The 23,367-nt window shown below is 41.5% G+C and carries 28 protein-coding genes; 24 read left to right on the top strand and 4 right to left on the bottom strand.

Features of this window, described 5'->3' with window-relative positions; translation table 11 throughout:
* Positions 1-2 precede the first annotated feature (2 nt).
* From recD2 to C4B60_RS05355, 14 genes are all read left to right on the top strand, one after another.
* Entirely contained in the window at positions 3-2,399 is a 2,397-nt protein-coding gene (gene recD2, locus C4B60_RS05420; RefSeq protein ID WP_104056992.1) for an SF1B family DNA helicase RecD2, read from the top strand.
* 66 nt (positions 2,400-2,465) lie between these two features.
* Positions 2,466-2,669 carry a hypothetical protein gene (locus tag C4B60_RS05415; RefSeq protein ID WP_104056991.1) on the top strand — a complete coding sequence of 68 codons (204 nt, stop codon included), beginning with the start codon at positions 2,466-2,468 and terminating at the stop codon, positions 2,667-2,669.
* Positions 2,654-3,727: an AI-2E family transporter gene (locus C4B60_RS05410; RefSeq protein WP_104056990.1), complete on the top strand. Its 1,074-nt coding sequence runs from the start codon at positions 2,654-2,656 to the stop codon at positions 3,725-3,727. Before C4B60_RS05415 ends, C4B60_RS05410 begins: the two co-directional genes overlap by 16 nt.
* 324 nt (positions 3,728-4,051) lie before the next feature.
* Positions 4,052-6,685 carry an alanine--tRNA ligase gene (gene alaS, locus C4B60_RS05405; RefSeq protein WP_104056989.1) on the top strand — a complete coding sequence of 878 codons (2,634 nt, stop codon included), beginning with the start codon at positions 4,052-4,054 and terminating at the stop codon, positions 6,683-6,685.
* Positions 6,686-6,763: 78 nt separating this feature from the next.
* Positions 6,764-7,033 (top strand): IreB family regulatory phosphoprotein, encoded by a 270-nt coding sequence (locus C4B60_RS05400; RefSeq protein WP_104056988.1) that lies wholly within the window; start codon positions 6,764-6,766, stop codon positions 7,031-7,033.
* A gap of 2 nt (positions 7,034-7,035) precedes the next feature.
* Positions 7,036-7,452, top strand: coding sequence for a Holliday junction resolvase RuvX (gene ruvX, locus C4B60_RS05395; RefSeq protein ID WP_104056987.1), 417 nt, complete (start codon positions 7,036-7,038; stop codon positions 7,450-7,452).
* 13 nt (positions 7,453-7,465) lie between these two features.
* A complete protein-coding gene (locus tag C4B60_RS05390) occupies positions 7,466-7,747 on the top strand; it encodes a DUF1292 domain-containing protein (protein ID WP_104056986.1) in 282 nt (93 codons plus the stop codon).
* A gap of 166 nt (positions 7,748-7,913) precedes the next feature.
* On the top strand, positions 7,914-9,095 hold the full coding sequence (gene mltG, locus C4B60_RS05385) for an endolytic transglycosylase MltG (protein WP_104056985.1): 1,182 nt from the start codon (positions 7,914-7,916) through the stop codon (positions 9,093-9,095).
* 201 nt (positions 9,096-9,296) lie between these two features.
* Complete coding sequence (locus C4B60_RS05380; RefSeq protein ID WP_104056984.1) at positions 9,297-9,935, top strand: O-methyltransferase; 639 nt, start codon at positions 9,297-9,299, stop codon at positions 9,933-9,935.
* A 5-nt stretch (positions 9,936-9,940) separates the two neighbouring features.
* Positions 9,941-10,870: a peptidase U32 family protein gene (locus C4B60_RS05375; protein WP_104056983.1), complete on the top strand. Its 930-nt coding sequence runs from the start codon at positions 9,941-9,943 to the stop codon at positions 10,868-10,870.
* 17 nt (positions 10,871-10,887) lie between these two features.
* The gene (locus tag C4B60_RS05370) at positions 10,888-12,162 is read left to right on the top strand and encodes a peptidase U32 family protein (RefSeq protein WP_104056982.1); all 1,275 of its coding nucleotides are present in this window, start codon (positions 10,888-10,890) and stop codon (positions 12,160-12,162) included.
* A 4-nt stretch (positions 12,163-12,166) separates the two neighbouring features.
* Positions 12,167-12,802: a uridine kinase gene (gene udk, locus C4B60_RS05365; protein WP_104056981.1), complete on the top strand. Its 636-nt coding sequence runs from the start codon at positions 12,167-12,169 to the stop codon at positions 12,800-12,802.
* Between the two features lie 129 nt (positions 12,803-12,931).
* Complete coding sequence (gene greA, locus C4B60_RS05360) at positions 12,932-13,408, top strand: transcription elongation factor GreA (RefSeq protein ID WP_104056980.1); 477 nt, start codon at positions 12,932-12,934, stop codon at positions 13,406-13,408.
* 197 nt (positions 13,409-13,605) lie between these two features.
* Positions 13,606-14,370, top strand: coding sequence for a DUF1510 family protein (locus C4B60_RS05355; RefSeq protein ID WP_104056979.1), 765 nt, complete (start codon positions 13,606-13,608; stop codon positions 14,368-14,370).
* A 118-nt stretch (positions 14,371-14,488) separates the two neighbouring features.
* Here C4B60_RS05355 and C4B60_RS05350 read toward each other — a convergent pair whose 3' ends face one another.
* Positions 14,489-14,689: a DUF2536 family protein gene (locus C4B60_RS05350; protein ID WP_104056978.1), complete on the bottom strand. Its 201-nt coding sequence runs from the start codon at positions 14,687-14,689 to the stop codon at positions 14,489-14,491.
* Between the two features lie 137 nt (positions 14,690-14,826).
* Between C4B60_RS05350 and mtnN the strand changes: the two genes are divergently transcribed.
* Complete coding sequence (mtnN, locus tag C4B60_RS05345) at positions 14,827-15,534, top strand: 5'-methylthioadenosine/S-adenosylhomocysteine nucleosidase (RefSeq protein WP_104056977.1); 708 nt, start codon at positions 14,827-14,829, stop codon at positions 15,532-15,534.
* Here the strand turns inward: mtnN and sigK are convergent.
* Positions 15,531-16,253 (bottom strand): RNA polymerase sporulation sigma factor SigK, encoded by a 723-nt coding sequence (sigK, locus tag C4B60_RS05340; RefSeq protein WP_104056976.1) that lies wholly within the window; start codon positions 16,251-16,253, stop codon positions 15,531-15,533. The genes mtnN and sigK overlap by 4 nt on opposite strands.
* A gap of 163 nt (positions 16,254-16,416) precedes the next feature.
* Positions 16,417-16,956, bottom strand: coding sequence for a CDP-diacylglycerol--serine O-phosphatidyltransferase (gene pssA / locus C4B60_RS05335; RefSeq protein WP_104056975.1), 540 nt, complete (start codon positions 16,954-16,956; stop codon positions 16,417-16,419).
* A 96-nt stretch (positions 16,957-17,052) separates the two neighbouring features.
* Between pssA and C4B60_RS05330 the strand changes: the two genes are divergently transcribed.
* Positions 17,053-17,823, top strand: coding sequence for a phosphatidylserine decarboxylase (locus C4B60_RS05330; RefSeq protein ID WP_104056974.1), 771 nt, complete (start codon positions 17,053-17,055; stop codon positions 17,821-17,823).
* An 11-nt stretch (positions 17,824-17,834) separates the two neighbouring features.
* Here C4B60_RS05330 and sda read toward each other — a convergent pair whose 3' ends face one another.
* On the bottom strand, positions 17,835-17,963 hold the full coding sequence (gene sda, locus C4B60_RS05325) for a sporulation histidine kinase inhibitor Sda (RefSeq protein ID WP_104056973.1): 129 nt from the start codon (positions 17,961-17,963) through the stop codon (positions 17,835-17,837).
* 290 nt (positions 17,964-18,253) lie between these two features.
* On the opposite strand from sda, the gene C4B60_RS05320 reads away from it, so the two are divergent.
* Genes C4B60_RS05320 through C4B60_RS05285 form a run of 8 tightly spaced genes read left to right on the top strand, consistent with a single transcriptional unit; the run spans position 18,254 to position 23,271 of the window.
* Positions 18,254-18,778, top strand: a complete 525-nt coding sequence (locus tag C4B60_RS05320; RefSeq protein ID WP_104056972.1) for a YqeG family HAD IIIA-type phosphatase — start codon at positions 18,254-18,256, stop codon at positions 18,776-18,778.
* Positions 18,760-19,881, top strand: a complete 1,122-nt coding sequence (gene yqeH, locus C4B60_RS05315; protein WP_104056971.1) for a ribosome biogenesis GTPase YqeH — start codon at positions 18,760-18,762, stop codon at positions 19,879-19,881. Before C4B60_RS05320 ends, yqeH begins: the two co-directional genes overlap by 19 nt.
* Positions 19,882-19,897: 16 nt before the next feature.
* Complete coding sequence (gene aroE, locus C4B60_RS05310) at positions 19,898-20,743, top strand: shikimate dehydrogenase (RefSeq protein WP_104056970.1); 846 nt, start codon at positions 19,898-19,900, stop codon at positions 20,741-20,743.
* A complete protein-coding gene (gene yhbY / locus C4B60_RS05305) occupies positions 20,737-21,036 on the top strand; it encodes a ribosome assembly RNA-binding protein YhbY (RefSeq protein ID WP_104056969.1) in 300 nt (99 codons plus the stop codon). Before aroE ends, yhbY begins: the two co-directional genes overlap by 7 nt.
* Entirely contained in the window at positions 21,036-21,611 is a 576-nt protein-coding gene (locus C4B60_RS05300) for a nicotinate-nucleotide adenylyltransferase (RefSeq protein ID WP_104056968.1), read from the top strand. The genes yhbY and C4B60_RS05300 overlap by 1 nt, the downstream gene beginning before the upstream one ends.
* Complete coding sequence (gene yqeK, locus C4B60_RS05295; RefSeq protein WP_104056967.1) at positions 21,601-22,179, top strand: bis(5'-nucleosyl)-tetraphosphatase (symmetrical) YqeK; 579 nt, start codon at positions 21,601-21,603, stop codon at positions 22,177-22,179. Before C4B60_RS05300 ends, yqeK begins: the two co-directional genes overlap by 11 nt.
* Positions 22,172-22,528, top strand: coding sequence for a ribosome silencing factor (gene rsfS, locus C4B60_RS05290; protein WP_104056966.1), 357 nt, complete (start codon positions 22,172-22,174; stop codon positions 22,526-22,528). Before yqeK ends, rsfS begins: the two co-directional genes overlap by 8 nt.
* Positions 22,525-23,271: a class I SAM-dependent DNA methyltransferase gene (locus C4B60_RS05285; RefSeq protein WP_104056965.1), complete on the top strand. Its 747-nt coding sequence runs from the start codon at positions 22,525-22,527 to the stop codon at positions 23,269-23,271. Before rsfS ends, C4B60_RS05285 begins: the two co-directional genes overlap by 4 nt.
* Positions 23,272-23,367 lie beyond the last annotated feature (96 nt).

Below are 23,367 nucleotides of genomic sequence, written 5' to 3'. Positions count from 1 at the left end.
GTATGGCCAGTGAATCGTTGGATCTGTTCAATGAAGAAGAACCGTTTATTAAAGGACGGCACATTGTAACGATCTTTCATAATGAGGATAATATGTATTCGGTTGTCCGAGTGCGTATTGAGGAAACCAATACTTCAAATGAAGAAAAGGAAGCGGTAGTTACAGGTCATTTTCCTAGAATGCAGGATGAGGATACGTATTTATTTTACGGGAGGTTTAAAGAGCATCCAAAGTTTGGAATGCAATTTCTAGCCTCCCGTTTTCAAAAAGAACTCCCTCAAACAAAACAGGGGATCGTCCATTATCTTTCAAGTGATTTATTCTCAGGTATTGGAAAGAAAACTGCTCAAAAAATCGTTGATATACTTGGTGAAAAGGCAATTTCAAAAATAATGGAAAATGAAGCTGTTCTTAATGAAATTCCAAAGCTTACTGCAGAAAAAGCAAAGCATATTTACGACGTTTTAATCGAGCATCAGGGGCTTGAAAAAATCATGGTGCACTTAAATGACTGGGGATTTGGTCCACAGCTCTCCATGAAAATTTATCAAAGCTATCAAAATGCCACATTGGAAATTCTTCAGAAAAATCCTTATCAGCTTGTTTATGATATTGAAGGAGTCGGCTTCGGGAAAGCGGATGAGCTAGGGAGACAGCTAGGGCTTTCCGGTAAGCATCCGGACAGGATCAAAGCTGCCTGTTTGTACTGTCTTCAGCAAATTTCTCTACAGGAGGGCCATGTATATGCTGATTCAAAGGCGCTCCTGATCAGAGTGAGAGATCTCCTGCAAAAGCATCAGCCAGAGAGAATCGAGTATACGGATATTTCAGAGCTGCTCGTACAGCTGCACGAAGAAGGCAGGCTAATCGGTGAAGAAAAGCGGATTTATATGCCTTCTTTATATTTTTCGGAAAAAGGTATCGTAACAAATATTAAAAGACTTCTTTCCCACAAAGAATATGAGGAGCAGTTCCCAGAATCTGAATTTCTTTTGGCGCTTGGACAACTTGAAGAAAGAATTGAAGTCTCGTATGCTCCTTCACAAAAAGAAGCAATCCAAACGGCGTTGTCCTCCTCCTTAATGATTTTAACCGGAGGGCCGGGCACAGGTAAAACGACAGTAATAAAAGGAATCGTTGAGCTGTTTTCAGAGCTGCATGGATTATCACTGGATCCTGATACATATACGGGGGAAGAGGCTTTTCCAGTCGTTTTGGCGGCGCCTACCGGACGGGCAGCAAAAAGAATGTCAGAATCAACAGGATTAAGGGCGATGACCATCCACCGGCTGCTGGGCTTTACAGGCCAGGAAGACTTGGAGGAAAACGAGGAGCGTCTTGTAGATGGCAGGCTGTTAATAGTGGATGAGATGTCCATGGTTGATACGTGGCTAGCTAATCAGCTGCTTCAGGCTGTGCCGGATACGATGCAGGTAATCTTAGTTGGAGATCAGGATCAGCTGCCTTCAGTAGGCCCTGGACAGGTCCTGCAGGATCTTCTCCACTCAAAGGCGGTGCCGACTGTTCAACTGACTGATATTTACCGTCAGGAGGAGGGCTCCTCGATAATTGAGCTAGCTCACCAGATGAAACAGGGCAGGCTGCCGCAAAACCTCAGACAGCAGCAGCCTGATCGTTCCTTCATTCCCTGCCATACAAACCAAATGGAGGAAGTTGTCGGGAAAATTGTCCGTAATGCTTTGTCAAAGGGCTATACTGCGAAAGATATTCAGGTGCTTGCCCCGATGTACAGGGGGCCTGCAGGAATTGACAGGCTAAACAAGGTTCTTCAGGAACTTATGAATCCAAATCCTGATAACAGCAGAAAAGAGCTGTCATGGGGAGATGTTACCTACCGGATTGGTGATAAGGTGCTTCAGCTTGTCAATCAGCCTGAGAGTCACGTGTTTAATGGGGATATGGGAGAGGTTATTTCCATTTTTTATGCAAAAGAAAACACAGAAAAGCAGGATATGCTTCTCGTATCCTTTGAAGGCGTTGAAGTTACTTATACCCGGCAGGACCTTAATCAAATAACACATGCCTTTTGCTGCTCCATCCATAAATCACAAGGGAGCGAATTTCCTATCGTGATTTTACCGGTCGTAAAAAGCTATTACCGTATGCTGAGAAGGAATTTGCTTTATACCGCTATCACAAGAAGTAAGCAATTTTTAATTATGTGCGGGGAAGAGGAGGCATTTAGGTTCGGAGTAGAGCGCAAGGACGATCTTTCAAGACTAACAACTCTTCGTCAGAAACTCGAAACGGATGTTGAAAATTTGGAAGACCCAAAATCCGCTCAGGAGGGTTCAAAGGTCGGGGCGATTGACAATGCAGATCCGATGATCGGCATGGATGGGATTACTCCATATGATTTTATGGAGGCGCAAAGCTGAGCGTGAATAAATTAGCCTGAATTTGGCAACGATGGGAACAAAAAGATCCTGTATAGGAGGATTCCCATGAAATGCCCATGCTGTAAACACCGAGATATTGGAAAAATAGGAACCAAGCATTACTATTGCCGTCATTGCTGTATTGAATTTCTTGTTCACCGGGGCAAACTGGCACTATATGAAATATCAGAGGATGGCTCTGTGGAAAGTCTCAATGATATTTTTTCTGAAGCAGAGCTGTCAGGCGACCAAAAATGGATTCACATATAAAGAAATGGCTTTACCGTGTGCTTATTCTTTTATTATTCCTTATATGCTGCTGGATTCTTTCCTTTCTCTGGCCATATGTAAAGCCCGTAGCAGCAGGGGTATGGCTGGCAGTCGTGCCGCTTCTTCTCAGCCTGCTGCTTGCTTACCTGCTACTGCCGTTTGTGCATTTATTGATGAAGGGTAAATGCTCTAATCGCTTAGCTGTCTGGATCGTGTTTATCGTTCTGCTTGCACTTACAGGTGCGCTGTTTCAATGGGGGATCCCCGCTTTAATCCGGGAAGGACGTCATTTCTTAGAACATCTTCCGGTATTGGCTGCACAGCTTGCTTCGTGGAATCATATTTTTGATGGCTGGCTGTCTAAAATGCCGGTGCCTATAAGCGAGATGATTAAAAATTCAATTGAAGCGTTTGAGGTGCGTGCAGAAAAAAGAGCAGAAGCCATGCTTAGCGGGGTTGATCACTCATTTAAATGGATAATTGCTCTCTCGCTAGTACCTTTTATGACTTTTTATCTGCTAAAGGATAGAAGAATCATTGGAGATGCAATTGTCCGCATGTTTCCTGAACGAAAAAGTAAACAGGTAGTGCTTGTGGCTTCAGAGATCAATAAACGGCTCGGGGCTTATATAAGAGGGCAGCTTTGGCTGAGTGCTGCAGTAGCTGTTTTTTCTTTTTTTCTATTGTTTTTTATCGGTTTGCCTTACGCGCTGCCATTATCACTATTGCTCGGACTGTTTAATATCATTCCTTATATCGGCCCCATTCTCGGTGCGCTTCCTGCAGTGCTTATAGCCAGTACGATTTCTGTGAAAATGGTGATCTGGGTGCTTGTTGCTGCATTTGGCATACAAATGGTAGAAAGTCATCTGCTTGCTCCATGGATTATGGGAAAAAATGTCCACATTCACCCAGTCATTATTATGCTGCTTCTTCTGGTAGGCGGTGAATTGGCAGGAATGCTTGGGATGATTGCTGTGGTGCCGGTTTATATGATCGCTGCCATTATCTTAAAAGCGGTTAGAGGATGGGGCAGTCAGGCTGCGATTGACAAATGAACGCAACCTTTCTATAATTTTTATAGGATAAAAAGAAACTCGAAGATGGAACAAGTACATTGCAGGCTGTTCATGCATGAAAATGCAAGAGAGAACTCCCCCCGGGCTGAAAGGGAGTTTGAATAAGCGCAATGGAAAGCTAGTCCGGAGTGCAGATAAACTCTGCCGTACGCCGCGTTAAGGTGCTCAAAGTGATGAAACTGCGTGGAGGTCATGCATTTCATAACCAGGGTGGTACCGCGAGTTAGCTCTCGTCCCTGTACGGGGATGAGGGCCTTTTTGTGTTTTTTTAAGATCTGATTGCAATTAAAGGAGGAAAAAGCGATGCAAAAATGGACAGGTGCAGAAATAAGACAGATGTTTTTAGATTTTTTTAAGGAAAAAGGTCATGACGTAGAACCAAGTGCTTCACTCGTACCGCATGAAGATCCGACATTACTATGGATTAACAGCGGTGTAGCAACGCTTAAAAAATACTTTGACGGAAGAGTCATTCCGCAAAACCCCCGAATTGTAAATGCACAAAAATCAATTAGAACGAATGACATTGAAAATGTAGGGAAAACCGCCCGTCACCACACATTCTTTGAGATGCTCGGCAACTTTTCAATTGGAGAATATTTTAAAGAGGAAGCAATTGAGTGGGCTTGGGAGTTTTTAACATCACCAAAATGGATTGGGTTTGAAAGGGAAAAGCTTTCAGTAACCGTTCATCCTGAAGACCATGAAGCATTTAATTACTGGAGAGATAAAATCGGTATTCCGGAAGAGCGAATTATTCGTCTGGAAGGTAATTTCTGGGACATAGGAGAAGGCCCGAGCGGACCGAATACAGAAATATTTTTTGACCGCGGCGAAAAATATGGGTCAGATTTAAGTGACCCTGAGCTTTACCCTGGTGGAGAAAATGACCGCTACCTTGAAATTTGGAACCTTGTATTCTCCCAGTTTAATCATAATCCGGATCATACGTATACACCATTACCTAAGAAAAACATTGATACAGGAATGGGACTTGAGCGGATGGCTTGCGTGGTCCAGGACGTTGAAACCAATTTTGAGACTGATCTGTTTATGCCAATTATTAAAGCAGTTGAAAAAATCTCGGGTGAAGCTTACAATCAATCCTCTGAAAAGGATGTTGCCTTTAAGGTAATTGCCGACCATGTGCGTACGGTCTCATTTGCTATCGGAGACGGTGCGCTGCCGTCAAATGAAGGTCGCGGATATGTATTGAGAAGATTGCTGCGCCGGGCTGTACGCTATGCTAAACAAATCGGCGTCGACCGTCCGTTTATGCATGAGCTGGTGCCTGTAGTCGGTGATATCATGATTGACTTTTACCCTGAAGTAAAGCAGAAGGAAGATTTCATTCGAAAAGTGATCAAAACGGAGGAAGAACGCTTCCATGAAACTTTAAACGAAGGACTTTCGATTCTTTCGGGATTAATGGAAATAGCGAAAAGTGATGGATCAGCGATGGTTTCCGGAAAAGATGTCTTCCGCTTATATGACACATTCGGTTTCCCTGTCGAACTGACGGAGGAATATGCAGTGGAAAACGGCTTAAGAGTTGATCACGAAGGCTTTGAAGAAGAAATGAACCTTCAGCGTCAAAGAGCGCGCGCAGCAAGACAGGACGGCGGCTCTATGCAGGTACAGGGCGGCATTCTCGGTGATATTAAGGTCCAAAGTGAATTCGTGGGCTACAACCGATTGGCTCACGAGTCAGCAGTAGAAGTAATTCTGATCAATCAGGAGAAAGCCGATCAGGCTGGAGAAGGCGCTGAGGTGCAGCTGATTCTCACAGAAACTCCTTTTTACGCAGAAAGCGGCGGTCAGGTTGGGGATCAGGGCGTTATCACAAACGATCAGGTTAAGCTTCGTGTGACAGATGTGAAAAAGGCGCCTAACGGACAGAACCTTCATACTGCCATCGTAGAAGAAGGAACACTGTGTCAGGGAGACACTGTAAAGGCATTTGTTGATCCTGAGTCAAGAACTGATATTACAAAAAACCATACCGCGACTCACTTACTTCATCAGGCTTTAAAGGATGTACTTGGTGGTCATGTTAACCAGGCAGGCTCATTAGTGCAGCCGGACCGCCTGCGCTTTGATTTCACTCATTTTGGCCCTGTTCAGCCCGATGAGTTAAATCGAATCGAAGAAATTGTTAATCAAAAGGTATGGGAGAACTTTGCTGTGGAAACAGCAAACAAATCCTTGGAAGAAGCAAAATCCATGGGCGCTATGGCACTTTTCGGAGAAAAATACGGGGCAGAGGTCCGGGTCGTTTCCATTGGGGATTACAGCCTTGAGCTATGCGGAGGCTGCCATGTAGCGAGTACGTCATCCATTGGTCTATTCCGCATTTTATCAGAAGGTGGTATTGGAGCAGGAACACGCCGGATCGAAGCGGTCACAGGGGAAGCTGCATACCGTTATATGAATGATCAGATTCAGCTTTTAAATGAATCAGCTGGTCTATTGAAGACGAATCCAAAAGAACTGGCTGCACGTATTCAGCAGCTTCAGTCAGAAATGAAAGGACTTCAACGAGAAAACGAATCTTTGCATGGTAAAATTTCCAATATTGAAGCAAAAAGTATTATGGAGCGCGTCGTTGATATTGATGGCGTGAAGGTTCTTGCTGAGCAGGTGCAGGTGGCAGATGCGGGCGGACTGCGCTCAATGGCCGATGATGTGAAAAATAAGCTCGGCTCAGGAGTTCTGGTGCTTGTAAATGTTCAGGGAGAAAAGGTCCAGATAATTGCAGGTGTAACAAAGGATTTAATCGAAAAAGGATATCATGCCGGGAAATTAGTAAAGGAAGTTGCTGCACGCTGCGGCGGCGGGGGCGGCGGCCGTCCTGATATGGCACAGGCAGGAGGAAAGGATCCTTCAAAAGTTCAGGAAGCCCTTCAATTTGTACCTGAATGGGTGAAATCCATTTGATTCTCCTTTAAACTGGTGTACAATAAAAAGTATGTTAACAAAAGGAATAGAGAGCTATTCCGGAGTGAGGTGCTGAAGATGAGTTCATTTGACAAAACAATGCGATTTAACTTCGGGGATGAATCGGCAGATAAAGAAGTACAGCGAGTACTTAATCAGGTATTTCAAGCCTTGGAGGAAAAAGGGTACAATCCTATTAACCAAATTGTTGGCTATCTTTTATCTGGAGATCCCGCCTACATTCCACGGCATCAGGATGCAAGAAATATTATTCGCAAGCTTGAACGGGACGAAATCATTGAGGAGCTTGTAAAATTTTATTTACATCAGAATAAAGAGGGAAAATAACCATGCGTGTAATGGGTCTTGATGTGGGAACCAAAACCGTGGGTGTAGCTATTAGCGATGCTTTTGGCTGGACTGCCCAGGGGATTGAAACCATTAAAATTGATGAACGCGGCGGACAGCTTGGATTCAAGAGGATAAAAGAGCTTGTTGATAAGCATGAAGTGTCCACGATTGTCGTCGGGCTGCCAAAGAATATGAATAATACGATCGGCCCCCGCGGTGAAGCCTGTCAGCAATTTGCAGAAAAACTGCATAAAAAGCTGCAGATTGAAGTAAAACTATGGGATGAACGATTAAGCACCATGGCAGCAGAGCGCGTACTGCTCGAGGCGGACGTCAGCCGCAGCAAGAGAAAAAAAGTCATTGATAAAATGGCGGCAGTAATGATACTACAAGGCTATTTAAATAGCCGGAAATGATGAGGTGGCTAATATGGAACACGGTGAAAAGCATATTACAGTAGTGGATGAACAAGGAAATGAAGTGCTATGTGAGGTTTTGTTTACCTTTGATTCTGATGAATTCAAGAAATCTTACGTTCTTTACTTCCCGGTAGGCGAGGCGGAGGAAGAAGAGATTGAAATTCATGCTTCTTCGTTTGAACAGAACGAAGAAAATGAAGAGGGCGAGCTTAAACCAATCGAGACAGAAGAAGAATGGGATATGATTGAAGAAATGCTCAATACATTCCTTGATGAAGAAGAGGAAGAATAAGCAGCGTTCAGCACCCTGCTTCTCATTTAATTTTCTTCTTACTGTTACTCTTTAATTCGACAAAAACACACAGGCGAATCTTTGCCTGTGTGTTTTTTTGTTGTATAATGTACCTATTGGAAAAAAATCGGCTGCTGATTGTTGCTGTTTGGTGGAGGGAAATCGTTTGAATGAGAACCAATCTAAATATGAACAATGGATTCTTAATTTACAGGAACGCAAAAAGGAAGCGAAGTTTGTGAGGAAAATTGTTTTTATCTCAATGGCAGTTTTAATCCTTTTAATTGTGGGAACAGGCATTGGAGGCTATCTGTATGTAAGCTCGGCATTAGAGCCTGTAGACGAAGAGGATGACACCCCTGTGACTGTGGAAATCCCGATCGGCTCATCTGTTAATACCATAACATCTACACTTGAAGAAAATAATATTGTTAAAAATGCCAGTGTGTATAAATATTATCTTAAATTTAACAATGAGTCTGATTTTCAAGCTGGAACGTATGATTTGATGCCTTCAATGACCTTAGCGGAAATAACGGAGAGCTTAAAGACGGGTACTGTGTATCATGAACCGATATTTAATGTTACAATTCCCGAAGGTCTCAGACTCGAAGAGATCGCTGCTATTATTGAAACGAATACTTCGTATACAGAAGAAGAATTTATGGAAAAAGTGAATGATCCTGATTATGTAGCAAGTTTGCAGGAAAAATTTCCTGAACTGATTTCAGATGAGGTGATGGATGAATCGATCAGATATCCGCTTGAAGGCTATCTTTTTCCTGCTACCTACCCTTACTATGAGGAAAATCCAAGTCTTGATATCATAATCACTCAGATGGTGCAGGCGACAAATGACGCAGTTATCCCTTACCTGGACTCCATCAATGAATTCAGCACCGGTAGCTTCTCACCTGAAGATAATGAAATGACGGTGCATAAAGCGTTAACCTTTTCCTCGCTTCTTGAGGAAGAGGCGACCGAGTCGACTGACCGGGCAATTATTTCAGGAATTTTTTATAACAGACTTGAAGACGAGATGCCGCTGCAAACAGACCCTACGGTACTTTATGCGCTGGGAGAATGGCGGGATAGAGTTTTGTTTGAAGATTTAGAGGTTGATCATCCATACAATACCTATCAAAATACCGGCTTGCCGCCGGGGCCAATCGCATCATCCGGAACCGCTTCATTAGAAGCAACCTTAAATCCTGAGAGCACAAACTACTATTACTTTTTAGCAGCTGCTGAGGATGGAGTCGTTTATTACTCGGAAACGCTTGAGGAGCATGAGCAAAAAGCCGAGCAATATATATACAATGCCGGTGAAGATTCAGAGGAAGAATAATTATAATGCCCTGAAAGGCTGGAGGAAAGTTTTTTCACTTTCCTCCTTCTTTTATGTTAAAATAGAACAAGTATTTTTTGGCGTATTCAGAAGGCCGGCAAAAGTGGAAAGCTGATTAAAGCTTTCTTCTTTTCATGTCAGGCGGCTAAGGTGAACGCTCTTTTTTATGTAAAACGAAGGGACCAAAAGGCGGGATTGTAATTGGACAGTAAGGTTCATCAGTATATAGAGAAATTATATCCGAAAAGATCGGTGCTGTTTACAGAAATGGAAGAGTTCGCCGAGAGAGAAAATGTGCCGATTATGGAAACGGACGGGATGGAGGTTCTTCTTCAGTGGCTTCGTATCCAGCAGCCGAAACGGATTCTTGAAGTCGGTACTGCAATAGGCTATTCCGCTTTAAGAATGGCAGATGCGCTTCCTGAAACAGAAATCATCTCAATTGACCGGGATGAGGAAAGATTGGATCTGGCAAAAGAATTTATTAAGCGGTCTGGCTTCAGGGACAGGATCCACCTTATTTTTGGTGATGCTCTTGAGCTTCAGGAAAAAGCGGCTGGTTATGGAGCATATGACGCCATTTTTATCGACGCAGCCAAAAGCCAGTACAGCCGCTTTTTTGAATTGTATTCGCCTCTTTTGACAAAGCATGGTGTCATCTACACTGATAATGTGCTGTTTAAAGGACTGGTTGCAGAGGATGATCCGGAGGTAACCCGTAATGTAAAGCAGCTTTTGCGAAAAATTGACCGGTACAACCACTGGTTAATGAACAACAAAGAATTTGATTCAATCATTTTGCCTGTCGGTGACGGCCTGGCGGTTAGTAAAAAGAGGTGAAGACATTGAACAAACCGGAATTACTCGTAACCCCATTATCGGTACAGCATGTAAAGAAATTATGTGAAGCAGGTGCTGATGCATTCATGATTGGAGAACAGCGCTATGGTCTGCGTATGGCATCCGAATTCTCAAAAGAGCAATGTCAGCAGGCTATAACAATCGCACATGAATATGGCAAAAAAGTATATATAGCGGTTAATGGAATTTTTCATAATGATAAAGTTGATGAATTAAATGACTATCTCCTTTTTTGCGAACAGGCAGGGGCGGATGCAATAGTCTTTGGAGATCCGGCTGTGTTAATGGCTGCGAGGGAATCAACACCCCATCTTCCCCTTCACTGGAACACTGAGACAACAGCAACGAATTATTATACTTGTAATTATTGGGGCAAAAAAGGAGCTAAAAGAGCGGTTTTAGCCCGCGAACTATCAATGGACGCAATTATTGAAATGAAGGAAAATGCAGAGGTTGAAATAGAAGTACAGGTACATGGAATGACCTGTATGTTCCAGTCAAAAAGATCGCTTTTAGGCAATTATTTTTTGTATCAGGGAAAAGCGCTCGAAATCGAAAACCGGAAAGAACAAAAAAATATGCTGCTCCATGATCCGGAGCGCAGTAATAAGTATCCTATTTTTGAAGATGAAAACGGAACTCATATTATGAGTCCAAATGATATGTGCATCATTGATGAGCTAGCTGAAATGATCGAAGCCGGGGTTGATTCATTTAAAATTGAAGGGATTTTGCAGTCTTCTGAGTACGTTACAGCTGTTACCGCTCTTTATCGCAAAGCAATTGATGCCTGCATAGAAGATCCTGAGGCTTACGAGGAGATAAAGGACCAATGGCTCGAGGAAATAGAGGCACTGCAGCAGCCGCACCGGCCACTCGATACAGGATTCTTCTTTAAAGAAACCGTTTATTAAGGTAGGAGGATGACAAGATGGCAACATCAAAGACTGAAAACATATCAACCATTATCGATGGCAAACGTGTCATTGTGAAAAAGCCTGAACTGCTTGCTCCTGCCGGGAATTTAGAAAAGCTTAAAGTAGCGGTTCACTATGGAGCAGATGCTGTTTTTATTGGCGGGCAGGAGTACGGGCTGCGCTCAAATGCAGGAAATTTCACATGGGAAGAAATGAAAGAAGGAGTTGAATTCGCTAAGCAATATGGAGCGAAAATTTATGTCACGACGAATATTTTTGCCCATAATGAAAACATAGATGGACTTGAGGATTACCTGAGAGGGATTGCCTCAGCTGGTGTTGCAGGCATTATTGTAGCAGATCCGCTTATTATTGAAACATGCAAGCGGGTCGCTCCGGAAGTCGAAGTTCATCTAAGTACACAGCAATCCCTTTCCAACTGGAAAGCCGTTAAGTTCTGGAAGGAAGAAGGACTCCACCGGGTGGTATTGGCGAGGGAAACAAGTGGTGATGAAATTCAGGAAATGAAAGAAAAAGTAGATATTGAAATCGAAACTTTTATTCATGGAGCGATGTGCATTGCCTACAGTGGACGCTGTGTGCTGAGCAATCATATGACTGCCCGTGACTCAAACCGGGGAGGCTGCTGTCAGTCCTGCAGATGGGATTACGATCTTTATGAAGTGGATAATGGAGAAGAGAAGGCTCTTTTTAGTAAGGATGATTCCCCGTTTGCGATGAGTCCTAAAGATCTAAAGCTGATTGAATCTATTCCCCGTATGATTGAAATGGGAATTGACAGCTTGAAGGTTGAAGGCCGGATGAAATCTATCCACTATGTGGCTACTGTCGTCAGTGTGTACCGAAAAGTTATTGATGCTTATTGTGCAGATCCTGATAAGTTTACCATTAAGCAGGAATGGCTTGAGGAGCTTGATAAATGCGCCAACCGTGAAACAGCAACAGCCTTCTTTGAAGGAGTGCCGGGGCATGAGGAGCAAATGTTTGGCGTTCATGGAAAGAAAACAAAGTATGACTTTGCAGGATTGGTTTTAGATTACAATGAGGAATCGAAAATCGTTACACTGCAGCAGAGAAATTATTTTAAGCGCGGTCAGGAAGTAGAATTTTTCGGCCCGGGTATGGAAAATTTCACTCAGATTATCGATAAAATCTGGGATGAAAAAGGCAATGAACTGGATGTTGCTAAGCATCCTCTGCAAATTGTTCAATTTAAAGTTGAGCGACCTTTGCGCCCACAAAATATGATGCGAAAGGAGCTCGTATAAAACCATGAGAAATAAACCTGTAGTAATAGGCGTGACCGGAGGATCTGGTTCAGGAAAAACCTCTGTTACAAAATCTATATATGATTTCTTTCAAGGCCATTCAATCGCCTTAATTGAACAGGATTATTATTATAAGGACCAAAGCGATATTCCTTATGAAGAACGCTTAGCCACCAACTATGACCATCCATTAGCTTTTGATAATGATCTATTAATTGAGCATATTCAAACATTGCAAAACCGGGAACCGATTGAAAAACCGGTCTATGATTATACGGTTCATACAAGAGCTGAAAGAACTATACCTGTAGAACCAAAAGATGTCATTATTCTGGAAGGCATTCTGGTATTGGAAGATGAGCGTCTGCGAAATTTAATGGATATAAAGCTTTATGTAGATACAGATTCAGATTTACGTATTATCAGAAGACTGCTGAGAGATATTAACGAAAGAGGACGCACAATCGATTCTGTGGTGGAGCAGTATATTACAGTTGTTCGTCCAATGCACAATCAATTTATTGAGCCGACGAAACGATATGCAGATATAATCATACCTGAAGGCGGCCAAAATCACGTAGCTATTGATTTGATGGTAACGAAAATTCAAACGATTCTTGAACAAAAGTCAATTGTGTAATATGATAGCAAAGAATGTAAAGAGGATTTCCAATTAATCCTCTTTTTTACCTTACTTCATAAAAGGGGTAACGAACACATAGCATGACTAAGAAGTGAATTTGTCTTGCATTTAAAGGAGTGAAGGGTTTTGTCTAATGAAAAAGTATATCCAATGACCCAGGCGGGGAAGGAAAAGCTGGAACAGGAACTGGAGCAGCTGAAGTCTGTTAAAAGAAAAGAAGTAGTGGAGCGCATAAAGATTGCCCGCAGCTTTGGCGATTTATCTGAGAACTCTGAGTATGATTCAGCCAAGGAAGAACAGGCATTTGTTGAAGGGCGTATTTCTACACTTGAAGCAATGATTAGAAACGCTAAAATTATTGAAGAAGACGGTTCGATGGATGGCGTTGTCACATTGGGTAAAACCGTTAAATTTGTTGAAATGCCAAATGGTGATGAAGAAGAATATACCATTGTCGGCAGTGCAGAAGCTGATCCATTCGAAGGGCGTATTTCAAACGATTCTCCAATAGCGAAAAGCCTGCTTGGAAAAGTAGTAGGAGATGAAGTGAAGGTGCAGACACCAGGCGGGGATATGGATGTAAAAATTGTATCAATTAAATAAAAACGATGGATTGCTCCAGGTAAGTAAGCTTACCTGGAGTTTTTTTGTAACTTTAAACCATATTCATCCGTCTACTAACCATACAGGTAAACTGACCTAGTTTAGAATAGGATGGTTTGCACTTGTGTAAAACAGGTACCAACATGTTATGCTAAGTTAGATTCCGTAGTAAAAACCTTTAACAGGAGTGATGCAAGATGTCATATGATAGTAATTCAAGATTAAGTAAGCAGGATAAGAAGCGCCGGACTAATTTAATCTATAACACCTCCATTGCAGTGGTGCTAGGATTAATTGTAATTATAGGAGCAGTGGTTTTTTTAGGATCGGAGGACTCCGAGCAGCAGGTAAGTGATGAAGAGGAGTCTATTGCACAGCAGCATCTTGCCTCAAAGGACTCAGATGATGAAGCTCAAAAGAATGCAGACGAACGGGATACAGAAGAAACTGCTTCAAAGGAAAATGGAGAAGATGAAGAGATGTCAGTGACGGAAGATGAAGAGAAAGCAGAAAAAGAAGAAGAGGAAAAACGTAAAGAAGAGGAAAAACGTAAAGAAGAGGAAAAACGTAAAGAAGAAGAAAAACGTAAAGAAGAAGAAAAAGAAGAAAAAGAGTCAGATGTTGAAACATCTTCAAGCAATGACCCTGAGGTTCAGGAACAAACAGTAAATAAAAACTGGAAGCCAGTCGGAACCTCTCAATCCGGAGAACATGCATCTTCTTATGATGAAGGAACAGTTGATTGGAATGAGAAAGTACAAGCAATCTCTTACGCTACCGGAATCGATGAGGACAATATGACGATCTGGTTTATTGGAAATCATGAGGGCAGCCCGCAAAAATCAGTAGGAACTGTCTCCACAAAAGCTGATTCAAATTCTAAATACCGTGTATATTTAGAATGGGTTGATCAAAAAGGATGGAAGCCGGTTAAGATGGAAAAACTTAAACCTGGAGCATAACATGAGGGCCTGCAGAGAAATCACATTTTTCTGCAGGCTTTTTTGTGAAACAAAAAGCTCTGTGAATAACCTATTAAAAAAAGCTGCCAGGATCGTTCCGGCAGCAAAAATTATAAACTCATGATTTATAGTGGACAACAGCAGTATAAAAAGGCCGACCTTTATCGTCCATTATAACCTGATGTGAAACTGAGTGGACCTTGAGCAGGATTGCCTGGTTGTAACTGATTTGCTGTTCAATTTTCTTCTCAAGCTCTTGAATAGAGTAAGCTTCATAAAATTCCACTTTGTCTTCTAGCTTTTCAATCGTAAATGCCATTTTCAAACTCCCCCTGATTAAAACAATCAACTTTATTAATTGTATCATTTTTTTAAGACATATGAGAATTGAAAAAGCATTGCTGCTATGATAAAGTCAAAGAAGTTTTGAAATCATAAGGGGGTTGAAGGCGAGCTATGAAAATTGCCATTATAGGTGCCATGGAAGAAGAAGTGACATTTTTGCGCTCAAATATTAAGAATGCAGAAAAAGCAACAATCGCGAACAGTGAATTTATATCCGGGATGATTAATGATGCTGAGGTTGTACTTGTAAGAAGCGGAATAGGAAAAGTAAATGCAGCGATGACAACCACCATTTTAGTTGAACGGTATAAACCTGATGTAATTATAAATACAGGATCTGCTGGAGGGTTTGATCCTTCTTTAAATATAGGTGACATTGTTATTTCCACCGAGGTGAGACACCACGATGTAGATGTAACCGTCTTTGGGTATGAATACGGACAGGTGCCCAATCTCCCTGCAGCCTTTATTGCCCATCAAACGCTAAAAGAAGCGGCAGAAAGGTCGGCTGAAGCTATTGAAAACGTTCAGGCGGTTAGCGGGCTGATTGCAACAGGAGATTCGTTTATGAATGATCCTGTACGGGTGGAGGCGTTAAGAGATAAATTTGAAAATCTACAGGCGCTTGAAATGGAAGCAGCAGCGATTGCGCAGGTTGCACATCAATATGGGATTCCATTTGTTATTATTCGCTCACTTTCAGATATTGCAGGAAAGGAATCAAATATTTCCTTTGACCAGTATCTCGAAAAGGCAGCTGTGAATTCTGCCAATCTTGTATTAGGTATTGTGAAGGAAGTAGCAGCACAGCGTATCTAATCCCTGTTCGAATCCTCAATGATGCGTTCAGCCTGGGAAAACTCATGAAAAAGCTTCATAAGAGCCCTTTTTTCAATCCTTGAAACGTAGCTTCTGGATATGCCAAGCTCCTTGGCGATTTCCCGCTGCGTTTTTTCTTCGAGTCCATTTAATCCAAAACGCTGAGTAATAACATCCTTTTCCCGAGGCTCAAGTGATTGAATAAAGGTTCTCACTTTTTCCTGATTCATTTTATTTTGTATTACCTGGTCGAGCTCATCCTCTTCGCCCCGAAGTACATCGATGAGGCTGATGGCATTGCCGTCCTTATCTTCACCAATAGGATCGTTTAAGGAAACGTCCTTTTTCACCTTTTTTAACGATCTAAGGAACATAAGTATTTCGTTTTCAATACATCTGGCAGCATAGGTAGCAAGTTTTGTTCCTTTTTCAAAGGAGTAGCTTTCAATTGCTTTGATTAAACCGATCGTGCCGATTGAAATTAAATCTTCATTCGATTCACCGGTGTTCTCAAATTTTTTAACAATATGTGCGACCAGCCTGAGGTTGTGTTCAATTAAAACCTTCCGGGCTTCCTCATCCCCCAGAAGAGTTCGTTCGATCATTTCTTTTTCTTTCTCTTTAGAAAGCGGCTGCGGGAATGCATTTTGTTTGAAGTATCCCATTAATGAAGTGGTGTCCCCAAGAGCTATCAATAGTGCCAGTAATAGACCGGACAAAGTTTGACCCTCCTTCCAGTGTTTTCTAAACTATATGTAAGGAAGGACAAAAACTTGCTAGTCCCACTTCTAAGGCAGTTTTCATTCTCGAGTTTTAGACATTATTGCTAGCGCGAAATTTCCGAACAAAAAAAGTACAGCCAGATATCTGGCTGTACTTTGATTACATTTTCTTCACCTTTAAAGGACTAACCATCAATAGTGATAACACAAACATTATGGTAATATGAGAAGCGATGGATAAAATCGGCATAGCAAGGTAGCTTAAAGCAGCTAAACAGCCTGCAGCTGTTATTGGCAGTCCTTCAAAATAACACGAAGGCTGCTTTGTATTAAAGCGAGCCAGGCGATATGCGCCGCATCCTATGTAAAAGATTGTTAAAATCATACCGCTTGCACCAAACTCAAATAAAAATGAATGATATAGTAAAAGTGCAGGAGCAACACCAAAAGAGACAAGATCACTCATGGAATCAAGCTGCTTCCCTAATTCAGACTCAATTCCCAATTTCCTTGCTGCCATTCCATCAAAACGGTCCATGAAAGCGGCGATGAAAATGAGCAGAGCTGCTAAAGAAAAATGACCGGAAGTACTATATAAAGCAGCAAAGCCGCCAAGAACCAAATTAGATAAGGTCAGAATATTTGCCGTTTGGGCTTTTACTTTCTTAAAGGTGATATCGATTACCTGCAAAAATGACACTGGGGTCCTCCCTCATACGGTTAATATACTTATTGTACCCTTTTTAGAACTTATTGTTAAGACTATAATTTTGAAGAAACCCGGAGGTGCCATCAAGTGAAGCGGTTTATTTACCGAAAATTTGTCGAATTAACGAACGGCAGGACTAGTTCATTAATCATAAGCAAATACAGTTCATCTTCCTTAAGTAAAAAAATTATCCCCTCTTATAAAAAAGCTTTCTCCATAAAAGACGATGAATGGGAGCATCCGAAAGAAGGCTATCACTCTCTGCAGGATTTCTTTACAAGAAAAGTGCTTCCTGATAAAAGACCGATTGCAAACGATGACAACAGCATTATCAGCCCTGTAGATGGAACCATAGAATTTGCAGGAACGATCACAGAACAGGACGAATATGTGGTGAAAGGGGTCCACTATTCTCTAGAGGAATTGGTTGGCAGTAAAAAAAATGCAGCTGTATTCAAAGGAGGAGAGCTCATGGTTCTTTACCTAAGCCCTGCCAATTACCATAGGATCCATTCTCCCGTCACTGGAGAAGTTGTAAGACAGCTTATTATCGGCCGTTCCTCCTATCCCGTAAACAAATTAGGCTTAACCTATGGAGATCAGCCTTTGTCCAGAAACTATCGGGTTGTCTCTGAAGTATGGACTACTAAAGGACAAATGGCATTCATCAAGGTAGGTGCTATGTTTGTTAATGCTATTCATTTAACAAATACAAGTGAACGTTGGACCAAAGGAGAAGAGATCGGGTTATTCCGTTTTGGCTCTACAGTAATTTTACTGGCAGAACAGGGAGTCATGACCATAACAAAATACTCTGGTGCGGTGCACATGGGGGAAGAAATTGCACGTTTCAAGTAAACGCCGGGTGGTTAAAGTGTTAATGTCATAGATCTTTTTTCAATTGCTTCCTGAATAAGTTTTATGAAATCCTCAGATAAGTTTAGGCGCTTCGCTTCAGAAAGAGCTTCAATAAGTAAGTGCAGAGGCAGCTTGTCCATCAGTTTGACTCCTTTCGGTTCGGTTTTCCTACAGTTAGATTATCAGATGAAATTTGAAAGAACAACCGTTCTCTTATCCACAGCATGCAGTGGATAAGCTGTGTAAAACTTGTAGATATCTTTTCAAAATCCAAGACTAACATCGATTAGAATCGAGGAAAAGTTATCCACAGTTTGATGAAATTGGCTGAATTTGTCGAACGATTCTTATCATTCTGACATATCCATAGGCTTTTGATATCCTTGTATTATTACGTTATTATTATAATTTAAAGCTAAAAGAGGTGAGCGTGTTGATAAAATTATTTCTGCCAAACGAATTTGTGAATAGTGTTTTTGAAATAACACCACAAAAGTTAAAAGAACAGGGAATTAAAGCAGTCATAACTGATTTAGATAATACACTTGTTGAATGGGACCGTAAAAATGCCACACCAAGGCTTATTGAGTGGCTTGAATCAATGCAAAAAAATGGAATTCTTGTGACGATTGTTTCCAATAACAATCAGCTTCGCGTATCGGCATTTTCAGATCCGATTGGCGTACCATTTATTTATCATGCTAGAAAGCCAAGAGGAAAAGCTTTCAGACAGGCGATAAAGGATATGAGAGTAAAAAAAGAAGAAACTGTAGTTATAGGAGATCAGCTTTTAACCGATGTTCTTGGCGGAAATCTTAATAAACTATATACAATTCTAGTCGTGCCTGTAGCAAAAACAGATGGCTTTTTGACACGGATAAACAGAAGAATTGAACGCCGCATCTTAAAATTCTTTAAACGTAAGAATATGATTCAATGGGAGGATCCGAAGTGAGTGAAAATGTAGTTAGCTGTATTGGCTGCGGAGTAATAATTCAAACTGAAAATAAAGAAGGACTTGGCTATGCACCTCCTTCAAGCCTTGAAAAAGAGCAGGTAGTATGTCAACGATGTTTCCGATTAAAGCATTATAACGAGGTCCAGGACGTAGCACTGACGGATGATGATTTTCTGAAAATTTTAAACGGACTGGGCGAAGTAGATGCTCTTATCGTAAAAGTTGTTGATATCGTCGATTTTAATGGCAGCTTCTTAGCCGGTTTACATCGCTTTGTCGGGAAAAATCCAGTGATATTAATAGGAAATAAATCAGATATACTTCCAAAGTCCGTAAAGCCCAATAAGCTGATAAATTGGATGAAATACGAAGCAAAGCAGCTGGGGCTTAAACCTGCAGAAGTGCTCCTTTGCAGCGCTGAAAAAGGCCATCATATAAAGGAAACGCTTGACGTCATTGAAAAGCACCGCCGGGGAAAAGACGTGTATATTGTCGGTTGTACGAATGTAGGGAAATCCACCTTTATTAACCGGATTATTAAAGAAGTGACAGGTGAAGAGGATATTATTACCACTTCCCAGTTCCCGGGAACTACTCTTGATATGATTGAAATTCCGCTCGATGATGGGCAGGCTATTATTGATACGCCAGGGATCATAAATCGGGATCAGATGGCCCATGTAATAAACAAAAAAGACTTGAAACGGGTAATGCCGCGGAAAGAGATGAAGCCTAAGAGCTTTCAGCTGAACGAAGAGCAGTCATTGTTTGTGGGGGGTCTTGCCCGCTTTGATTATATGAGCGGGGGGAAAAAATCATTTACATGCTATTTTTCGAACGAACTCGAAATTCATCGCACAAAGCTTGAAAATGCCGATAATTTATATGAAAAGCATGCAGGAGAATTACTGACCCCTCCCCGAAGAGAGGATCTTGAAAGCTTTCCGGAGCTTGTTAAGCATGAGTTTTCAGTAAAGGATGAAAAAATGGACATCGTTTTTTCAGGATTAGGCTGGATAACGATAAACGAGCCGGGTGCAAAAATTGCCGCTTACGCCCCAAAAGGAGTAAGTGTACTGGTAAGGAAATCACTTATTTAAACTGGAGGGAATAGCTTTGTCTTCTTTATATGGCGTGATCGGCAATCCAATTAAGCATTCAAAATCACCGCTTATGCATAATCAGTGGTTTGAAGCAGAAGGAATTGACGCTTCCTATCATGCTTTTACGATTGAGCCGAAAAACCTGGAGGATGCCATTAAAGGAATGAAAGCTTTAGGGATTAAAGGCTGGAATGTTACAATTCCACATAAAGAATCCATTATTCCTTTCCTGGATGAGATTGATGAGTCAGCTGCAGTAATAGGCGCAGTAAATACTGTTGTAGCTGATGGTCCTCGTTTAATTGGCAAAAATACCGATGGACAAGGATTTGTTGAGTCTTTGCTAACTAAAAGGACATCCGGTGAGATTAAAAAGTCCTCTATTTTAATTTTAGGTGCAGGAGGAGCTGCGAAAGGAATTTATCATGCTCTTCTAAAGCTTCAGCCAAAAAGGCTTTATATAGCAAACCGCACCGTCAGCCGGGCTGAAGCTTTAATAAAGGATGTTTCAACACATGATTCTGCCCAGGCTCTTACAATGACTGCTGCTGAGGAAAATCCGGAACAGTTTGATATCATTATTAATACCACCTCAGTAGGCATGTCTCCTGCTATCGGTCAATCTCCAATTAAACTTGGTTTGATGAAAAAAGATACACTCGCAGTCGATATAATTTATAATCCGCTGGAGACTGAATTTTTGAAAAGAGCCAAGGCAGAAGGAGCCGATACTTTAAATGGAGTTGGAATGTTTGTCCACCAGGGAGCCCTGGCATTTTCTTATTGGACAGGCAGTCAGCCAGATACAAAAAAAGCAATAAAAATGATTACAGAGAATTTAGGAGGAGTTATATGTTAACAGGAAAGCAAAAACGCTTCTTACGATCAGAAGCGCACCACCTTACCCCAATTTTTCAAGTGGGCAAGGGCGGAGTAAATGAAAACATGATTAAGCAAATTGGAGAAGCGCTGGAAGCCAGAGAGCTGATTAAGGTAAGTGTTCTTCAAAATTGTGAACAGGACAAAGATGAGGTCGCAGCAGATATTTCTAAGGGCACAAGAAGTGAAATCGTTCAAACCATCGGCAGCACCATCGTCATTTATAAAGAATCACGTGAGAACAAGAAGCTGGAATTACCTAAGGTTAAATAATGAAAAACAGAAGAGTGGGAATCCTTGGCGGAACATTTAATCCAATTCATATAGGCCACTTAATTATGGCAAACGAAGCCTATCACGCACTCGGTCTTGATGAAGTGAGATTTATGCCAAGTGCGAAATCACCCCATAAAGAGATGTATAATCCTCCGGCCGATCAGGACAGAATTAATATGATCAGCTTAGCTATTAAAGAAATTGATTATTTTAAACTTGAATTAATTGAATTCGATCGATCTGAAATCTCTTACACGTATGATACAATAATACAGCTTAAAAAAAGGGAGCCTGATACAGAATTTTATTTTATAATAGGCGGAGATATGATCGACTTCCTTCCGAAGTGGCATCGAGTCGAAGAGCTAGTAAAAGAAATCCGTTTCATCGGATTTATGCGTCCCGGCTACACAGGAGAAACCGGGTTTCCAGTGACATTCATTTCCGCTCCAATGATTGACCTTTCATCATCCTTTATTCGTACGAGATTGCAAAGCAGCTCAAATGTGACCTTTTTAATTCCGCAGCAGGTAAATGAATATATTACCAAGGAGGGTTTATATGAATCGTGAAGAAGCGTTAGCTCATGTAAGAGAAGTATTGCCGGAACAGCGATATATTCACACGATTGGTGTAATGGAAACAGCAAAGGCTTTAGCAGAAAAATACGGGGAAAATGTGGAGCAAGCAGAGATGGCTGCCATTCTTCATGACATGGCAAAGCACCACAGCAGGGATGATATGAGAGATATCATAAAAAAGGAACAGATGGATGAAAGATTGCTGCTTTTTCACCATGAGTTATGGCATGCGCCGGTTGGAGCATATTTGGCTAAAGTAATGATGGCCATTGAGTCCCAGGATATTTTAAATGCGATCCGCTTTCACACCACTGGACGCGCAGGTATGAGCCTTCTTGAAAAAATTATTTATTTATCTGATTTTATTGAACCTGGAAGAAAATTTCCGGAAGCTGAAGAGATAAGAAAAATCGCCTTTACTGATTTAGAAAAGGCCATGAGAAAAACAGTTAAACAATCCATTTCATTTTTAATGGACAAAAAAGCCCGCATCTTTCCGGATACACTTGAGTGTTATAATGATTTGATGCTGCAAAAGGAGAAAAGCAAATATGAATGAAGCTGAACTATTAAAGGTTGCTTATAAAGCTGCAGACGACAAACGTGCAGAAGATATAGTTGCATTAAACATGAACGGGATTTCCCTCATTGCGGACTATTTCGTTATCTGCCACGGAAATTCCGATAAGCAGGTCCAGGCAATCGCAAAAGAAGTAAAGGATCGTGCCGAGGAAGAAGGCTACACAATAAAGCGAATGGAAGGGTACGATGAAGCGCGCTGGGTATTAGTAGATCTTGGTGATGTAGTCGTCCACGTATTCCACCGTGAAGAACGTGATTATTATAAGCTCGAAAAGCTTTGGGGAGACGCGCCGCTTGAAGATATGACAAGCCGCATTAACGGATGAGCTACGGGCGGTTTGCAGAAGTTTATGACAAGCTGATGAATGACATGCCCTACGATGACTGGACCAGGTTTGTTTTAGATAGAGCCAAGCATCATAAGGTCAGTGGCAAAAAATTGCTTGATGTAGGGTGCGGTACTGGGGAATGGACCATTAAAATTGCCCAGGAAGGCTTTGATGTAACCGGGATTGACCTGTCAGAAACCATGCTTGCTGTTGCTTCACAAAAGGCAAGGCAATCAGGTGTTGCTCTTCAGTTATTTCAACAGGACATGGCAGAAGCTGACGGACTTGGGATGTTTGATATTATAACTATTTTTTGTGATTCAATTAATTATGTGGAAACAGAAGAAGACGTCAGGAAAACATTTGCTGCCATGTATCAGCTTTTGAATCCGGGCGGACTGCTTTTATTTGATGTTCATTCTATTTATAAGATTGAACATTTATTCATTGACCAGACGTTTACTTGGGATGATGGAGATATTGCGTATATATGGAATTCATTCCCTGGGGAAAGCCCGCATAGCGTCGAACATGAATTATCATTTTTTGTTATTGAAGATCCCAGTCGTAATTCGTACATCCGCTTTGATGAGCTTCACAAGCAGCGAACGTATACGATTGACAACTATATAGCGATGACTGAAGAAGCAGGGTTTGATATGCAATCGATTTCTGCAGATTTTACTGATTTGCCTCCGAAAGAGGACAGTGAAAGAATTTTCTTTACGGTCAGAAAATAAAAAGATGAGATTTCCTCTCATCTTTTTATTTTTAATGTAATTTTACGCAGAATATGGAATAATAAGCGTAAGCTCCTTTCTTTCCTGCTGCATGCA

The organism is Jeotgalibacillus proteolyticus, from assembly GCF_002926065.1.
Taxonomy (GTDB): domain Bacteria; phylum Bacillota; class Bacilli; order Bacillales; family Jeotgalibacillaceae; genus Jeotgalibacillus; species Jeotgalibacillus proteolyticus.
This window is presented reverse-complemented; position numbering and strand designations above follow the sequence as displayed.

Excerpts from the sequence above, each read along its gene's own strand:
- ruvX (WP_104056987.1), top strand. The coding sequence starts at position 7,036 with ATGCGTGTAATGGGTCTTGATGTGGGAACCAAAACCGTGGGTGTAGCT.
- C4B60_RS05415 (WP_104056991.1), top strand. The coding sequence starts at position 2,466 with ATGAAATGCCCATGCTGTAAACACCGAGATATTGGAAAAATAGGAACC.
- alaS (WP_104056989.1), top strand. The coding sequence starts at position 4,052 with ATGCAAAAATGGACAGGTGCAGAAATAAGACAGATGTTTTTAGATTTT.
- yqeK (WP_104056967.1), top strand. The coding sequence starts at position 21,601 with ATGAATCGTGAAGAAGCGTTAGCTCATGTAAGAGAAGTATTGCCGGAA.
- C4B60_RS05370 (WP_104056982.1), top strand. The coding sequence starts at position 10,888 with ATGGCAACATCAAAGACTGAAAACATATCAACCATTATCGATGGCAAA.
- C4B60_RS05355 (WP_104056979.1), top strand. The coding sequence starts at position 13,606 with ATGTCATATGATAGTAATTCAAGATTAAGTAAGCAGGATAAGAAGCGC.
- C4B60_RS05400 (WP_104056988.1), top strand. The coding sequence starts at position 6,764 with ATGAGTTCATTTGACAAAACAATGCGATTTAACTTCGGGGATGAATCG.
- recD2 (WP_104056992.1), top strand. The coding sequence starts at position 3 with ATGGCCAGTGAATCGTTGGATCTGTTCAATGAAGAAGAACCGTTTATT.
- yhbY (WP_104056969.1), top strand. The coding sequence starts at position 20,737 with ATGTTAACAGGAAAGCAAAAACGCTTCTTACGATCAGAAGCGCACCAC.
- udk (WP_104056981.1), top strand. The coding sequence starts at position 12,167 with ATGAGAAATAAACCTGTAGTAATAGGCGTGACCGGAGGATCTGGTTCA.
- C4B60_RS05410 (WP_104056990.1), top strand. The coding sequence starts at position 2,654 with ATGGATTCACATATAAAGAAATGGCTTTACCGTGTGCTTATTCTTTTA.
- mtnN (WP_104056977.1), top strand. The coding sequence starts at position 14,827 with ATGAAAATTGCCATTATAGGTGCCATGGAAGAAGAAGTGACATTTTTG.
- sda (WP_104056973.1), bottom strand. The coding sequence starts at position 17,963 with ATGGACAAGCTGCCTCTGCACTTACTTATTGAAGCTCTTTCTGAAGCG.
- C4B60_RS05390 (WP_104056986.1), top strand. The coding sequence starts at position 7,466 with ATGGAACACGGTGAAAAGCATATTACAGTAGTGGATGAACAAGGAAAT.
- yqeH (WP_104056971.1), top strand. The coding sequence starts at position 18,760 with ATGGGAGGATCCGAAGTGAGTGAAAATGTAGTTAGCTGTATTGGCTGC.
- C4B60_RS05350 (WP_104056978.1), bottom strand. The coding sequence starts at position 14,689 with ATGGCATTTACGATTGAAAAGCTAGAAGACAAAGTGGAATTTTATGAA.
- C4B60_RS05285 (WP_104056965.1), top strand. The coding sequence starts at position 22,525 with ATGAGCTACGGGCGGTTTGCAGAAGTTTATGACAAGCTGATGAATGAC.
- C4B60_RS05300 (WP_104056968.1), top strand. The coding sequence starts at position 21,036 with ATGAAAAACAGAAGAGTGGGAATCCTTGGCGGAACATTTAATCCAATT.
- rsfS (WP_104056966.1), top strand. The coding sequence starts at position 22,172 with ATGAATGAAGCTGAACTATTAAAGGTTGCTTATAAAGCTGCAGACGAC.